Origin of the sequence: Luteolibacter arcticus (genome assembly GCF_025950235.1) — a bacterium.
In the GTDB taxonomy this organism is placed as follows: domain Bacteria; phylum Verrucomicrobiota; class Verrucomicrobiia; order Verrucomicrobiales; family Akkermansiaceae; genus Haloferula; species Haloferula arctica.
The window spans coordinates 275,208-290,411 of record NZ_JAPDDT010000004.1 but is presented as its reverse complement, the minus strand read 5'-3'; the positions used below and the strand labels follow the sequence as shown (position 1 = coordinate 290,411).

General features: G+C 64.9%; 13 protein-coding genes. All 13 read left to right on the top strand.

All coding sequences use genetic code 11. The annotated features are described in order from the left end of the window. The first annotated feature begins 23 nt into the window (after nucleotides 1–23). The 13 genes from OKA05_RS12050 (at nucleotide 24) to OKA05_RS11990 (ending at nucleotide 15,195) form a co-directional block, all read left to right on the top strand. A complete protein-coding gene (locus tag OKA05_RS12050; RefSeq protein WP_264487392.1) occupies nucleotides 24–812 on the top strand; it encodes an ABC transporter ATP-binding protein in 789 nt (262 codons plus the stop codon). 58 nt (nucleotides 813–870) lie between these two features. After that, nucleotides 871–1,200, top strand: a complete 330-nt coding sequence (locus tag OKA05_RS12045; RefSeq protein WP_264487391.1) for a hypothetical protein — start codon at nucleotides 871–873, stop codon at nucleotides 1,198–1,200. 166 nt (nucleotides 1,201–1,366) lie between these two features. Continuing rightward, nucleotides 1,367–2,566: a TolC family protein gene (locus tag OKA05_RS12040; RefSeq protein WP_264487390.1), complete on the top strand. Its 1,200-nt coding sequence runs from the start codon at nucleotides 1,367–1,369 to the stop codon at nucleotides 2,564–2,566. A 19-nt stretch (nucleotides 2,567–2,585) separates the two neighbouring features. Further along, on the top strand, nucleotides 2,586–3,731 hold the full coding sequence (locus tag OKA05_RS12035) for an efflux RND transporter periplasmic adaptor subunit (RefSeq protein WP_264487389.1): 1,146 nt from the start codon (nucleotides 2,586–2,588) through the stop codon (nucleotides 3,729–3,731). Nucleotides 3,732–3,735: 4 nt separating this feature from the next. Beyond that, entirely contained in the window at nucleotides 3,736–6,867 is a 3,132-nt protein-coding gene (locus OKA05_RS12030; RefSeq protein WP_264487388.1) for an efflux RND transporter permease subunit, read from the top strand. Between the two features lie 58 nt (nucleotides 6,868–6,925). After that, nucleotides 6,926–7,411 (top strand): hypothetical protein, encoded by a 486-nt coding sequence (locus OKA05_RS12025; protein WP_264487387.1) that lies wholly within the window; start codon nucleotides 6,926–6,928, stop codon nucleotides 7,409–7,411. Nucleotides 7,412–7,538: 127 nt separating this feature from the next. Then, nucleotides 7,539–9,530, top strand: a complete 1,992-nt coding sequence (locus tag OKA05_RS12020) for a heavy metal translocating P-type ATPase (protein ID WP_264487386.1) — start codon at nucleotides 7,539–7,541, stop codon at nucleotides 9,528–9,530. Nucleotides 9,531–9,544: 14 nt separating this feature from the next. Next, nucleotides 9,545–9,934, top strand: coding sequence for a hypothetical protein (locus tag OKA05_RS12015; RefSeq protein WP_264487385.1), 390 nt, complete (start codon nucleotides 9,545–9,547; stop codon nucleotides 9,932–9,934). An 89-nt stretch (nucleotides 9,935–10,023) separates the two neighbouring features. Next, entirely contained in the window at nucleotides 10,024–11,394 is a 1,371-nt protein-coding gene (locus OKA05_RS12010; protein WP_264487384.1) for an efflux RND transporter periplasmic adaptor subunit, read from the top strand. After that, nucleotides 11,391–12,071 carry an ABC transporter ATP-binding protein gene (locus OKA05_RS12005; RefSeq protein WP_264487383.1) on the top strand — a complete coding sequence of 227 codons (681 nt, stop codon included), beginning with the start codon at nucleotides 11,391–11,393 and terminating at the stop codon, nucleotides 12,069–12,071. The genes OKA05_RS12010 and OKA05_RS12005 overlap by 4 nt, the downstream gene beginning before the upstream one ends. A gap of 268 nt (nucleotides 12,072–12,339) precedes the next feature. Beyond that, nucleotides 12,340–13,488 carry an ABC transporter permease gene (locus tag OKA05_RS12000; protein ID WP_264487382.1) on the top strand — a complete coding sequence of 383 codons (1,149 nt, stop codon included), beginning with the start codon at nucleotides 12,340–12,342 and terminating at the stop codon, nucleotides 13,486–13,488. A gap of 2 nt (nucleotides 13,489–13,490) precedes the next feature. Further along, nucleotides 13,491–14,642 carry an ABC transporter permease gene (locus OKA05_RS11995; protein WP_264487381.1) on the top strand — a complete coding sequence of 384 codons (1,152 nt, stop codon included), beginning with the start codon at nucleotides 13,491–13,493 and terminating at the stop codon, nucleotides 14,640–14,642. Between the two features lie 25 nt (nucleotides 14,643–14,667). After that, complete coding sequence (locus OKA05_RS11990) at nucleotides 14,668–15,195, top strand: hypothetical protein (protein ID WP_264487380.1); 528 nt, start codon at nucleotides 14,668–14,670, stop codon at nucleotides 15,193–15,195. The last annotated feature ends 9 nt before the right edge of the window (nucleotides 15,196–15,204 follow it).

Below are 15,204 nucleotides of genomic sequence, written 5' to 3'. Positions count from 1 at the left end.
GGCGCCGCGGCGGCATCAGCCGCGTGGATCACGAGCCTTTCCTGGAAATCCGCGACGCCACGGTATGGCGTGGGGAAACCCGCGCTCTCCGCGATTTTTCCCTGACCCTCCGCCACGGCGAGAGCGTCGCCATCCTCGGCCCGAACGGTGCCGGCAAGAGCACGCTGCTGAAGCTGCTGACCGGCGAGGTCAGGCCGGAGGCGAATCCCCAGACGGTCTGCCGACTTTTCGACGAGGAGCTGTGGTCACTCGAGGAACTGCGACACCGGATCGGCGTGGTCATGCCGGAGGATGTCGCCCGCTTCGAGCGGGAGGAAGTCGCCCGCGATGTGGTGCTTTCGTCGCTGCGGGGAGCCTTCGGGCGGACGCGCGACATGAGGTTTTCCGCGAAGGACCGCGCCGCGGCGGACGCGGCGATCAGCCGGCTCGGCGTGGCTCATCTGGCGGCACGGGCGTTCGGCACCCTGTCATCCGGCGAACGCCGTCGCTTTCTTATCGCGCGTGCTTTGGTCCATGATCCTGAGGTGCTGGTGCTCGATGAACCTTCCACCGCGCTCGATTTTACGGCCGCGATGGGCCTGACCTCCGTCATGCGGGAATTGCTCGATCACGGCCATACGCTGGTGCTGGTCACCCACCACCCGGGGGAAATTCCACCGGAGATCGGCAGGGTAATTCTGTTGGAGAAGGGGGGCGTGCGGGTCGATGCTCCGAAGCGCAAGGCCTTGAAGAATGAGCTGCTGAGCGAGCTGTTCGGGCTGCCGTTGCGGGTCACCTGGAGTGACGGTTGGTGCGAGGTCCGGCCGGGCTGAGCGCGAGAATCCGCTTGCCGCGGCGCGAGATCGGGGTTTTCTCGTCACTGTGCGCAGCGTGTTTGCATGGCTCATGATGTTCGGCGTGATCGCCGGGCTGTGTGGGCGCGTGCTCGCGCTGGACCACGCCCACCCGAAGGAACACGCCTCGCATTGCTGCGAGCATGACCACGATTCGGGGGGCGAGAGTCACCACTCGCCCGATTGCCCGCCAGGACAGCATGAGCACCACACCCACGCCTGCTGCCATCCGGCACCGCTGGCGGGAGTGGAGGTGCCGTCGCACCGGCTGCTGTCGCCGGATGCAGTGTGGCTTTGCGTTTCCTGGCTCACGGCTTTGCCGCCGGACGAGCCTGTGTTCGCCTTGGATAAGCCGCCTTTGATCTGAGCGTCGCTGTTAGACGCTCCATCGTGCCCGGGTGGTGCGATGTCCTCCGCCCGGCACCGTTTGCCCGGCGGCCCTCCTGTTAGGAAGTTCACCAGGTCCATGCCCCGCCCCAGGCGGGTGGCCTAAATTTTTCCCGCACATGCATTCATTCCCTTTTTGTGCCCTCGTGGCACTCGCATTCACGGTTTCCGCGGTCCGGGCGGCACCGGGGGTGGTGGTCTCGCTCGCCAGCGTTGGCGACCGGGTCCGCGCCCAGAATCCCGACCTAGCCGCCGCCCGCCTGCGCATCCGCGAGGCGCTCGGCCGCATGAACCAGTCCGGCCGCCTTGCGAATCCGGAGATCGAAACCTCCGTCTCGCACGACCCTCGCTACCGCGAGCGGAAGCTCGAGATTGGCTTCACCCAGCGTTTCCCGCTGACCAACCGGCTGCGTCTGGAGAAGCAGGTCACGCTCGCCGAATACAAGGCCTCGGAGGCCGAGGTCCGCGAGGTCGAGCGTCAGATCATCGCCGAGGCCCGCGAGGGCGTTGTGAATGTGCTGGCGATCCGCCAGCGTCGCGAATTGCTGAACCAGCAGTCGGCGCTGTCGAAGGAGTTCGCCCATTTCCTTGCCGGCGTCGCGGCAAAGGGCGAAGGCTCGCCGCTCGATGCCGGGCAGGCGAAGCTCGAGGCCGCCAGCCTGTCCTTGGAAATGCGCCAGCTCGATGCCTCGGAAGTGGCCGCGGTCGGCACCGTGAAGCCCCTGCTAGGCATGATGCCGGGCGAGACGTTGCTGGTGAGCGGCACTCTGCCGGCACCGGCGATTCCTGCGGCGGGAGCGAATCCGGCCCGCCGTCCGGATTACCAAGCCGCGGTGCTACAAGCCGATGCCGCTGCGAAGGGCGTGGCGCTCGAACAGGCCAAGCGCTACGACGACGTGGAGGCTGGCGTTTTCGCCGGTGCCGAGCGGACCGAGGAAGCGCCGGAAGGCTACGACAAGGAGGCGCTCGTCGGCCTTCGCTTCAAGTTCCCGCTGCCCTTGTGGAACAAGAACGAGGGTGCGATCGAGGAGGCGCAGGCGCTCAAGGAACGCCGCGACAAGGAAGCGAACGCACTGGCCCGCTCCATCCATCTCGAAGCGGACACGGCGCGCGCGGAGATGGAGCAGTGGGCGAAGCTGTTAGAGGAACTCGGCGGCGACCTCATCCCGCTCGCGGAAGCACAGGCGAAGGCGGCAGAGGATGCCTTCCGTCAGGGCCAGGGAGACATCCAGACCGTCTTCCGAAATCGCGAGAAGCGGCTCCAACTCTCCGCCGCGAAGCTGGATGCCTTGCTTCAATTCAACCTCGCCCGCGTCCGCCACGAAGCGGCATCGGGCAAACCTTGAACCTTTTGTTAGATCGCACATGAAACTTTTCGTTGTCACTTGCTTGGGGGCGCTGTTGCTCCCACATGCCGCCTTTTCCGCCACCGAGGGTGGCACGGTGCTCCTCCCCGAACAGGGCGTGAAGAACCTCGGGATCGAGGTCGTCACGGTCGAGGAATCGGACTTCCAGGAGACCGCCTTCGCGCTAGGCCGCATCGAGGCCATCCCCGGACGGACCGGGGCGGTGAGCAGCCGGATCTCCGGCCGGCTTGTCGAACTCCGCGTCTCTCCCGGCGACTCGGTGACTGCCGATCAGGTGGTTGCCCAGGTCGAGAGCCGCCAGGCCGGCGACCCGCCGCCGGTGGTGTCGCTTCGGGCTTCTCAGAAGGGTCTGGTGATGCATTCGGATGCACGGCTAGGCGATCCGGTGGAGCCGGACAAGGCCTTGTTAGAGATCACCGACCTGTCCGAGGTCCATGCCGTGGCCCGCGTGCCCGAGTATCAGGCCGGCACCCTGAAGCCCGGCGCGAAGGCGAAGATCAAGGTTGCCGCGCTAGGCGAAAAGGAATTCGAGGGCGAGTTGCTGCGCTTTGGCACCGCTGCGGATCCGGAAAGCGGGACCATCGATGCCTACTTCATGATGCCGAATCCGGACGGCGTGATCCGGCCCGGCATGCGTGCGGAGTTCTCCATCGTGAAATCCATGCGCGAGGGCGTGATGTCCGTGCCGAAGGAAGCGCTGCAAGGGAATCCCGCGAACCGCCACGTCTATGTGAAGCACGCGAAGATCCCGAATGCCTTTGACCGCGTCAACGTGCAGACCGGAGACACCAGCGATGACCGTGTCGAGATCGTGGATGGTCTTTACCCAGGTGATGAGGTGGTCACCCGCGGTTCCTACTCGCTTGGCTTTGCCGGCGGGGGAGGGGGCGTTTCGCTGAAGGAGGCGATGGATGCCGCCCACGGCCACAAGCACAACGAGGACGGCTCCGAGATGACGCCGGAACAGGCGGCCGCCGCGAAAGCTGCGGGGGGCGAAGCCGGGCACGACCATGGCGAGGAATCCTCCGCACCCGCGTGGCGCGAGAAGTTTTTCATGGCCACCACCGCGCTGCTGTTCGTGCTGCTGATCGTCAGCTCCGTCACTAGGCGGAGCGCTGCGAAGGAAACCACCGACCCCGCTTGAGCCGATGTTGAACGCTCTCATCCGATGGTCGCTGCGCAATCGCGCGATCGTCCTTTGTATCTCCTTCCTGATTCTCGCGCTCGGCTTCAAGACCGGCCGCGAGCTGCCCGTGGAAGTCCTGCCGGATCTTACCAAGCCGACGGTCACGATTCTAACAGAGGCTCCCGGCCTCGCGCCGGAAGAGGTCGAAGCCCTCGTCACCCAGCCGATCGAAAACTCGCTCATGGGCGTCTCCGGACTGACGCGGATGCGCTCCACTTCGGACATCGCGCTGTCGCTCGTCTACGCCGAGTTCGAGTGGGGAACGGATATCTACCGGGCGCGGCAATTCGTGCAGGAGCGGCTGCAAGTGGCCCGTGAGGCGTTGCCCGAGAACACCCAGCCCTACCTTACTCCGGTCGCCTCGCTGATGGGGGAAATCCTGCTCATCGGCGTGAGTAGCACCGATGGCAAGACCGCGCCTATGGACGTCCGGACGATCGCCGACTGGACGATCCGCATGCGGCTCCAGTCCATCTCCGGCGTGGCGGAGGTGCTGAGCATGGGCGGCGGCGTGAAGCAGGCCCAGGTGCAGCCGGACCCGTGGCGCATGCAGGCGAATGGCGTCTCGATCGAAGAACTCGAGCAAGCCGTGCGCGAAGCCGCCACGAACTCTACCGGCGGCTTCATCGACAAGGGGGCGCAGGAGATCATGGTCCGCAATCTCGCGATGACCGTCGAGTTGGAGGACATCGCGCGAACGGTGGTGAAGGTTACCCACGGCCGGCCCATCGCCATTTCCGACGTGGCCAAGGTCGCGTGGGACACCGAGCCGAAGCGTGGAGATGCCAGTGTGAACGGCACTCCCGGGGTGATCATGAGCGTCACCAAGTCACCGGGCTTCGACACCATCGCGCTCACCGAGAAGATCGAAGCGGCGATTCAAGAACTCCAGCCCTCCTTACCGAAAGGCGTGGAGGCGACGGTGCTCTTCCGCCAGCGCGACTTCATCGATGGCGCAATCGGCAATCTGACGAATGCCATCAAGGAAGGCGCGATCATGGTGACCATCGTGCTGCTGCTGTTCCTGCTCAGCCTGCGGACGACCTTCATCACGCTGATGGCGATGCCGCTTAGCTTTGCGATCACGCTGCTGACCTTCAAATGGCTCGGCCTCAGCGTGAATAGCATGACCCTCGGCGGGCTCGCGGTGGCCATCGGGATGGTGGTGGACGATGCGATCGTGGACGTGGAGAACGTCTTCCGCCGGCTCAAGGAGAACGCTTCCTTGGCCAGTCCCCTGCCGAAGCTGGAGGTGATCGCCAAGGCGTCTGGCGAGGTGCGGAACTCGATCCTCTACGCGACCATTCTCATCGTGTTGGTGTTTGTTCCTCTGCTCGGCCTGAGCGGGGTCGAAGGCCGGCTCTTCGGGCCCATTGCGATTGCCACCATCGTCAGCATGATCGCGTCCTTCGTGGTCTCGCTCACAGCCATTCCGGTACTGTGTTCGCTATTGCTCAAGGTGAAGACGAAGGGCGGGGAACACGCGCACGAGGATGGGCGACTTGTTAGGGGGCTGAAGTGGTTGCTCAAGGTGACCTTGCTCCGCTTCAGCCTGAAGCAACCCATGATCGTCATCGCTGTCGTCTCGGTGCTGCTGGCGTGGGCGCTGATGCTCTATCCGCAGATGAGCAAGGATTTCCTGCCCGCGTTCCACGAGGAGACGGTTGTCGTCACCACCGGCGCTGCCCCGGGAACCTCGCTGGCGGAAATGGAGAATCTCGCCGAGGCGGTAGAGAAGCAGATCCGCGAGGTTCCGGAAGTCCACCACATCGGCCGGCGCATCGGTCGCGCGGAGCGCAGTGACCATGTCGTGCCGATCTCCAATGCGGAATTCGACATTGACTTCAAGAAGGGGGAAGGTAGCCGCAGCAACGAGGAAATCCTCGATGACATCCGCGCGCGAATCCGCACCGTGCCTGGCACCTTCAGCGTGCTCTCCGGTCCGCTTTCCCACCGAATCAGCCACTTGCTGAGCGGCGTGACGGCACCGGTGGCGGTAAAGATCTTCGGGTCTGATCTTGCCACGATTACTGCGGTGGGCGCGAAGGTGCAGGCCATCGCGAAGACCATCCCCGGCCTGGAGGATGCGAAGCTCGACCAGCAGGCGCCGATCCCCCAGCTCCGGATCGAGCTCGATCGCGAGCGCGCACTGGCCCACGGCGTGTCGCCCGGCGAGCTGAATTCGGAATTGTCCACCTTGCTCGGCGGTAATGCGGTCGCGCAGCTTCGGGAGAACCAGCGCACGGTTGATCTCGCGATCCGCCTTCCAGAGGAGTGGCGAAGCGAGCCGGAGAAGATCCGCGAACTGCCGATCCATACCAAGACCGGCCGGAACATCCCGCTCAAGCTGGTGGCGGATGTTCGCGAGGCATCCGGGCCGAGTTCCGTGCATCGCGAGAACACGCAGCGGCGCTACGTGATCTCGATCACGCCGACGCAACGGGATGCCGGCGAACTGGTGCGGCAGCTTCAGGAGAAAGTCGCAGCGGAGGTGAAAATGCCTGAAGGCGTTTTCATCAGCTACGAGGGCGAGTTCCAGGCGGAGCAGGCCGCCGCCCGGCGGATCGCGGTTCTGTTTGCCGGCGTGTTGGCGGTCATTGTGCTACTGCTTTGGTCGTACTTCCGCAGCCTGATGCTCGCGCTGCAGGTGCTGCTGAATCTGCCGATGGCACTCATCGGTAGCCTCTGGTTGACTCAGGATCTGGTGAACAACATCAGCATCGCGACGCTCGTGGGCTTCATCGCCGTCGGTGGCGTGGCGGCGCGAAACGGGATTATGATGATCTCGCACTACCTGCACCTCATGAAGCACGAGGGCGAGGGATTCACGGATGCCATGATCGAGCGCGGCACGCTGGAGCGGCTGGTGCCCGTCACGATGACCGCCCTTTCCGCGGGGATCGCGCTGATTCCCTTCGTGATGTCGAGAGGGGAGCCGGGCAAGGAGATCATCAGCCCGGTGGCCATCTGCATCGTCGGCGGGCTGGTCACCTCCACGCTGCTCGACTTTGCCGTGACGCCCGCGGTCTTCCGCCTGTTCGGGCGCAAGGCTGCCCTGAGGGCCTTGGAGCAAAACGCTCCGGCGACCCATTGAATGAATCATCCGTTACATCCGTCCATATAACGAACCAACCGTAGAAACCAACACGACCATGAAACCGAAACAACTGATCCTGCTCGCCTTGCTCGGAACCCCGCTGGCATTTGCCGAGGAGAAGCACGACCACGACCACGACAAGGAGACCAAAGAAGAGCATGCCGAGCATGATCACGACCACGAGGATGAAGACGAGCATGAGCACGCGAAGAAGGGCCCGAATGGCGGCCACCTCGTGGAGTCCAAGGCCGGCTTCACTCTGGAAGTGGTCGTCGACAAGGAGCGCAAGGCCCGCGTCGTCTTCCTCGACAAGGACAAGAAGGCGGCCGTCGCCCTGGAAGCACAGACGATCACCGGTTCCGCCGGCGAACGCTCCGCTCCGGTGAGACTCGCCTTCGCCAAGGGCAAGGACGCCGACGCGAACGTGCTGATCTCCGACAAGGCGCTGCCCGAGGGCGCGCACGTGCCGGTGATCCTCGTTATCAAGACCACCGCGGATGCCAAGGCGGTGACGGAGCGCTTCGAGCTTCACCTCCATTGAGGAGTTTCACGGCGCGGGTCTGGCATCGTCCGCCTGACCCGCGCCTCTTCCCGTTTGAGATTCTGCTGTTACGTGAGATGGACATCCCAATCCGGGAGCCGGTTTCGTCTGCTGTCCGCTTCCAGTCATGACCTGCACTCCCTCCCGAGATAGCCACGGCTCCAGCTGCGAGCATGGCCACGATGACTCTCCTTTTCCGCGGACCTTTCTGGTCGCGGCCTCCGTCGTGCTGACCGGTGCCGGCCTTTTGCTCCAGTGGTCCCATGCCGGGCCGGAGTGGCTGAATACGGCAGCCTTTGCACTCGCCACGATTTCCGGTGGATTGCTCGTCTTTCCCGCCGCCTGGAAGGCCCTGTTAGCCCGTCGCCTCGACATGAATGTCCTGATGTCGGTGGCGGTCGCCGGGGCATGGATCATCGGCGAGCATGCCGAAGCCGCCGCCGTCGTTTTTCTGTTCGCGCTTTCAGAGCTTCTGGAGTCGTGGGCGGGCACCCGCGCGCGCCGTGCCGTGGCGGCCTTGTTAGACCTGTCACCACCGGCCGCCGTGGTCATCGGGGCTGATGGGTCGGAGCGTGAGGTGAAGGTCGCGGAGGTGGCGATCGGTGCAAAGATCCGCGTCCGCAGCGGCAGCCGCATTCCTCTCGATGGCAAGGTCCTTTCCGGAAACTCGCCGGTCAACCAGGCCCCGATCACCGGCGAATCCGTGCCGGTGGACAAGTCGCCCGGGGATCCCGTCTTTGCCGGCACCGTCAATGGCGAGGGCTCTTTGGAGGTGGAGGTCACCAAGGCCGCCGGTGACTCCACGTTGGCGCGCATCATCAAGCTGGTCGCCGAGGCCGAGGAGAACAAGCCGGCGACCCAGCGATGGGTTGACCGCTTTGCCGCGATCTACACGCCGGCCGTCTTCGCCATGGCCTTGCTCGTGGCGGTGGTGCCGCCGCTGCTGCTGGGGCAGCCTTGGAATGCGTGGTTCTATCGCTCGCTGGTGCTGCTGGTCATCGCTTGTCCTTGCGCGCTCGTGATCGCCACACCGGTCAGCATCGTGTCGGGGCTCACCGCGCTTGCGCGAAGAGGCGTTCTGGTAAAGGGCGGCGTTTATCTCGAGGAAGTGGGCAAGCTCCGTGCCCTCGCCGTGGACAAGACCGGAACCATCACCCGCGGAAACCCGGAGGTAGTCGGCGTCTCGCCCGTCGCGGATCTAACGGAAGAAGAGATCCTTCGCCGCTCGGCTGCGATCAACAGCCACTCCGGCCATCCGCTCGCCACTGCCATCGTGGAAGCAGCGCGTGCCCGCGGCATCGATTTCAATCCTGCACCCGACTACGTCTCCGTCACCGGCCGTGGAGCCCGTGCCACGCTCGATGGGCATCCGCACTTCATAGGCAATCACCGCATGGCTCACGATGCGGGCGTCTGCACCCCGGCGGTGGAGGAGTTGCTCGCTGGCATCGAGTCAAAGGGCCAATCGCTGGCCGTGCTCGGGCACGCGCCGCATGAGGGGTGCGCCGGAGAGGTCCTCGGTGTCATCGCCATTGCCGATACCCTGCGCCCGGAAGTCGCCGAGGCGCTGAAGGCGATTCACGCTGCTGGCATCTCGAAGATCGTCATGCTCAGTGGCGACAACCAGCGGACCGCTTCCTCCATCGCGCAGCAAGCCGGCATCGACGAGGCGATCGGCGACTTGATGCCGGATCAAAAGGTGGAGCACATCCGCAAGCTCGTGGCGGAGCATGGGCATGTCGGCATGATCGGCGATGGGGTGAATGACGCGCCCGCGCTTGCCGTCGCCAGCGTCGGCTTCGCCATGGGCGCCATCGGCAGCGACACCGCCATCGAGACCGCGGATATTGCCTTGATGAAGGACGACCTGACCAAGGTCGCCGAGGCGGTCCGGACCGGCCGTCGCGCCGTGGGCATCATTCGCTTCAATGTCGTATTCGCCCTGGTGGTGAAGGCGGTCTTTCTGGTGCTCGCGTTTTTCGGCATGGCCGGCTTGTGGCTTGCGATCCTGGCGGACACGGGCGCGACGCTCTTGGTGATCTTGAATTCCTTGCGGCTTCTTAGGCCCGGGGAGTCGCGAGTGGGAATAGGACCCTTGACCCGCGCATCTCAGGTGTGAGACTTTGCTTTCAGATGCGACGGGCGATTGCAGCACTGCTTCTGGCCTGCCTCGGGATATTGCTCCCGCTGGCGGCGACGCCCGTGCGCCTCTGCCTGCTGGAGCACCGGCTGCTGATGCCGGGTGTCTCGGAGTGCGAATCCAAGAAATCCTCGTGCTGCCCGGATTGTGGGGAACATCACGAGGTGCCGTGCTGCGTGGATCTGGAGGATTTGCCCGACGCGCCGGCGCCTTCCGTGCCGGAAGGGCTGCCTGCCGTCGTAGCGATCGACTTGCCGCCGCCGGTGTTTGTCTTGCCGCCGGTGACCTTGGTGGAGTGCTCGATCTTTGAGGCAGCGGTGCCGATCCGCGGGCCGGATTCGCCCGCGGCGTGGCGAGCTTTGTTTGAAGTCTGGAGACTGTAAGGCGGCACCTTGGTTGCCGCTGTCGGCTGTGCATTGCCACGGCCGGGTTGCTTGCCCGTGAACGGGCGCCCGTCTCCCGATTTCCTGAAATGAATCCATCCCTTGATTCCCTGTCCCGCGCTCCTGCGGAGACTTCCAAGCCCGTGCGGCGCATGCCGGCGTGGCTGGTGCCGCTCGCGCTTCTCGCGGGCTTTGCCTTGCTCTTTCTCGCGCTCTTTCGTGATCGGCTGTTGCCCGCTGCGACGGTCGAGACCGCGATCGTCCTCGCTACGGTTGGCGGGGAAAAAAGTAGCGCTGCTCCTGCCTCCGGATCCGGCGACATGCTCTTCCAAGCCAGCGGCTGGATCGAACCCGATCCGCTGCCGGTGAAGGCGACCGCCCTGATCGACGGCGTGGTCGATGTGGTCCACGTGCTGGAAGGACAGGCCGTGAAGCAGGGCGACACGCTGGCGACTCTCGTCGATGCCGACGCCCGGCTCGCTCTCGCCGGGGCGGAGAGCAAGCACCGCATGCTGGTCTCCGGTCGCGCGTCGCACCTCGTCGCGATCGATGGCGGGAAGAGGAAGCTCGAGAATGTGAGGGCCCAGTGCCTCGCCACCGCGACTCTCGAGCAGGAAGCCGCCGACCGTCACGAGCGGATCAAGGATTTGAAAAGTGCCGTGTCCGCCGTCGAGATCGTCGCCACCCGGCTCGCCCTAGAACGCGCCAAGGCGGGCTGCCTCGCTGCGCAGGCGATGGCGGATGAAGCCGAGGCGGAGGTGAAGCGGCTGGAACTCGACACCCACACGAAGGACGATGAGATCGCATCCGCGGCCGTCGAGGTGGAGCAGGCGAAGCTGGCGCTTTCCCGCACCCGCATCCTCGCGCCGATCGATGGCCGTGTGCTCCGGCTCGCTGCCGCGCCGGGACAGAAGAAGATGCTGCTGATGGATGACCCCGACAGCTCGACCATCGCGATTCTCTATCAGCCGGAGAAGCTGCAGGTGCGGGTCGATGTGCCGCTGGCCGATGCCGCGCGTCTCAGCGTCGGGCAAGCGGCGAAGATCCGCTGCAGCCTCTTGCCGGAAAAGATCTTCACCGGCGAAGTCACCCGCATCACCGGGGAGGCGGACCTTGCGCGGAATACTCTTCAGGCGAAGGTGCGCATCGCCGATCCGAGCGAGCAGCTCCGGCCAGAGATGTTGTGCCGTGTCGAGTTCCTTGGTTCAGCCTCCGCTTCTCCCGGTCAGTTTGGCGGCGGAGATCTCGCGACGTGGGTTCCCGAATCGGCCGTGGCCGATGGCGTCGCATGGGTTTGCGATCCTGAATCAAAGCGCGTCGATAAGCGTGAGATCCAAGCATCCTCCGAGACGCGCGATGGCCACGTCCGCATCATTGACGGCCTGCGTCCCGGCGAGCACGTCATCCTTTCCCCGAAGAACCTGCGCGAGGGCCAGCGCGTGAATCCCGTCCTGCCATGAACGAACCGATGATCCAATGCCGCGGCGTTTCCAAGAGCTACCGCAAGGGCAGCTCGGTGGTGACGCCGCTTGAGAAGCTCGATCTGGATGTGCCGCGCGGGCAGTTCCTCGCGCTGATGGGACCATCGGGCTCGGGAAAGACCACGTTGCTCAATTTGCTGTCGGGCATCGACTCGCCGACCGAGGGCTCGCTGGTCATCGCCGGCAAGGAGCTGGCGAAGCTCAACCGCCGCGAGCTGACGAAATGGCGGGCCAATCATGTAGGCTACATTTTCCAACTCTATCATCTGGTGCCGGTGCTGAGCGCCTTTGAGAATGTCGAGCTGCCGCTGTTGCTCGCGCCGATGGCGAAGAAGGACCGCCACGCCCGCGTCGAGGCGGCGCTCTCGCTCGTCGGCCTTGCCGACCGGATGCATCACACGCCGGGCGAGCTTTCCGGCGGGCAGGAGCAGCGCGTGGCCATCGCCCGCGCGCTGGTGGCGGATCCGGCCTTGCTGGTGGCGGACGAGCCCACCGGTGACCTCGATCGCGAGTCCGCGACCCGCATTCTCGGCCTGCTCCAGCAGCTTTCGCGCGAGCATGGGAAGACCATCGTGATGGTTACTCACGATCCCCGTGCCGCGGAGGCCGCGGACCGGACACTGCATCTTGAGAAAGGGCAATTGATCCTGTCATGAAAGACACTCCGAAGCATGCGCCAGCCACTGGGAGCGCGGAGCCTCCGGCCCGCAGAACGGTGCTCAGGGGAATCCTCTTCTACGCCCGCGAACCTAGGAAGCCGGCCGTCCCCGTGCTTCTGCGGGCCAGAGGCTCCGCGCTCCCAGCGGCCCGCGGAACGGTCCTTAGGGAAGTGCTTTTCTTCGCCTCCGAACCCAGAAAGCGAGCCGTCGCCGTGCTTCTGCGGGCCGGCGGCTCCGCGCTCCCAGCGTTATCGGTCCCAGCGTTATGAGTGCCATCCTCAATCTACTACGTCTCTCGTGGACGCAGCTCACGCGCCACCGGGTGCGCTCGCTGCTGACCGTGCTCGGCGTGGCGTCCGGCATGTTTCTTTTCACAGCGGTGGAAACCTTGCAGCGGTCGTTGGCCAAGGCGACCGAGCAGACCGCGGCGGACACCACCCTGGTCGTCTATCGACAGAATCGCTTCTGCCCGTCTGCCAGCCGCTTGCCGGAACACTATGCTGACGAGATCCGCAGCATCGATGGTGTGCGCGACGTCATACCCGTACAAATCGTGGTCAACAACTGCGGCGCCTCTCTCGATGTGATCACCTTCCGCGGCGTTCCGGACGACCAGCTCGCGAAGTTTGCGCCGGAGATCGAGGTGATCGAGGGAAGCATGGAGGAATGGCAGAAGCGCGGCGACGGAGCGTTGCTCGGCGAGGTCTTCGCCCAGCGCCGCGGCTTGAAGCCCGGCGACCGCTTCGATGGTGCGGGCGTGACCGTCACCGTGGCGGGGATCCTGCGCTCGCCGTTCCCGCAGGACAACAACGTCGCTTACGTGAAGTTGCCCTTCCTACAGCGCGCGTCGAAGTCGGGGCTCGGCGTGGTCACGCAGTTCAATGTCCGCGTGAATTCGGCGCAGGATCTCAAGCCCGTCGCCAAGGCCATCGACGAGCGCTTTCATTCGGATGCGCAGCCGACCGACACCCGTCCGGAGAAGGCCTTCTTCGCCGAGACCGCCGCCGAGTTGATCGAGCTGATTGGCTTCACGCGCTGGCTTGGGATTGGTGCTGTTTTGGCGGTCACGGCGCTGGTGGCAAACGCGTTGCTGCTCGTCGTCCGCGGCCGCGTGAAGGAGAATGCGGTGTTGAGAACGCTCGGCTATCCGGGTCGCGCGATCGGGTGCTTGGTCATCGGCGAAGGCGGCATGCTCGGGCTGGCCGGCGGCATCGCGGGCGTCGGGCTCTCGGCGGCCTTCCTTCGCTGGCAGAGCTTTACCATGGGCAATGAGGGCCAGACCCTCGCCATTCAACCCGATGCCGCAGTCATCCTCACCGGCATCGTCGCCGCGCTCGTGCTCGGCATCCTCGCCTCGCTGTGGCCGGCATGGCAGGCCGTGATGCAACCGATCGTCAAGAACCTCCGCAGTTAGACATGCTTCCTTTCTCATACGCTGTGCGGAATCTCTCCCGCTCGAAAGCGCGCCTGCTCCAGACCATTGGCGGCAGCGCGCTAGTGGTGCTGCTGGTGATGGCTGCGGTGGCGATCAATCAGGGGATGAAGCGCGTGCTTTCCGCCTCGGGGTCGCCGAACAATGTCGTCTTCGTCGGTGCGGGCTCCGAGGAGAGCATCCAGCGCAGCGAGGTTGCCGATAGCGCCGCGGGCATCGCCGAGGCCGCGGTGCCAGGCATCGGCGAGGAACTCGGCGTGCGCGCCGTTTCCAGCGAGATCCACTACATGAACTATCTCGATCTCGGCGGCGGCAAGCGCGCCCAGGCGATGTTCCGCGGCGTCACCGCGCAGGCCCTGCGGGTGCACCCCGAAGTAAGGATCATCACCGGCAGTTTTCCTGGCGCGGGGCAGCTCATGGTGGGCCGGCTCGCGTGGCGGAAGCTTGGCGTGTCGGAAGCTGATCTACAGCCCGGCAAGCACGTGGCGCTCGATGGCCAGGATCTGGTGATCTCCGGCATCTTCGCCGCGCCCGGCACGGTGCTGGAGTCGGAGCTGTGGGCCACGCTCGGCGATCTGCGGGTGCTGGCGAAACGCGACACCGTCTCGTGCGTCGTGCTGCGGCTGGATGATCCGGCCGGGTTCGCCGATGCCGACCTGTTTGCCAAGCAGCGGCTCGACCTCGAACTCAGCGCGCTGCGCGAGAGCGACTACTATGCCCGCCTGAGTTCGTTCTTCAAACCGCTGCGCGCGATGACCTGGATCACCGCCGGACTCATCGCGGCGGGCGCGTTGTTCGGCGGCGTGAACACGCTCTATGCCGCCTTTGCCTCGCGGGTCCGCGAGATGGCCACGCTGCAGGCGATCGGCTACGGCCGCGGTGCTCTGCTGGCGAGCCTGGTGCAGGAAAGCACGCTCGCCTGCCTGACCGGCACGCTGGTCGCCTCGCTCGTCGCGGTGCTGCTGCTCGATGGCCGTACGGTGCCATTCTCCATCGGGGCCTTCACTCTTGATATCGGCCCCGGCGTTGCTGTCACCGGAGTGGTCACCGGCCTGTTGCTCGGCTTGTTAGGGGCGTTGCCGCCGGCGATCCGTTGCCTGAAGCCATCGCTGCCGGTGGCGCTCCGTTCTTCCTGAATCTCTAACATCTGAATTCCATCCTATGAAAACAAAACTGATCCTTGCCGCCCTCTGCCTGCTCCCTTCTTGCCAGGAGAAATCCACTTCCACCGCTGAGCCGAAGGCCCCGGCGGCACCCAGCGCCGAACTCTCGAAAGTCCTCGGCACCGCGCCGACGGGTGAAGCGAAGGCGATTCATGTCGCCCGCACCACTGCCAAGCCGGGAGACGAGATCACGCTGACCGGCCGCATCATGGGCAGCAAGAAGCCCTTTGTCGAAGGACGCGCCGCCTTCATCGTGGGCGACCCGGAAGTCCTCACGCCTTGCAACGAGATGCCCGGCGACGAGTGCAAGACGCCGTGGGATGCTTGCTGTGATTCGGCGGAGGAGAAGAAAACTGGGATCGCTACCGTTCAGATCGCCGGTGCCGACGGCAAGGTGTTAGGTGAAGGCATCGAAGGGGTCGGTGGCTTGAAGAACCTCGCAACCGTCGTGGTGTCGGGCAAGGTCGCCCCCGGTTCGTCCGCGGATGCCTTGATCGTGAATGCGACGGCGCTGCAGGTGAAGTAAGTAAGGGCG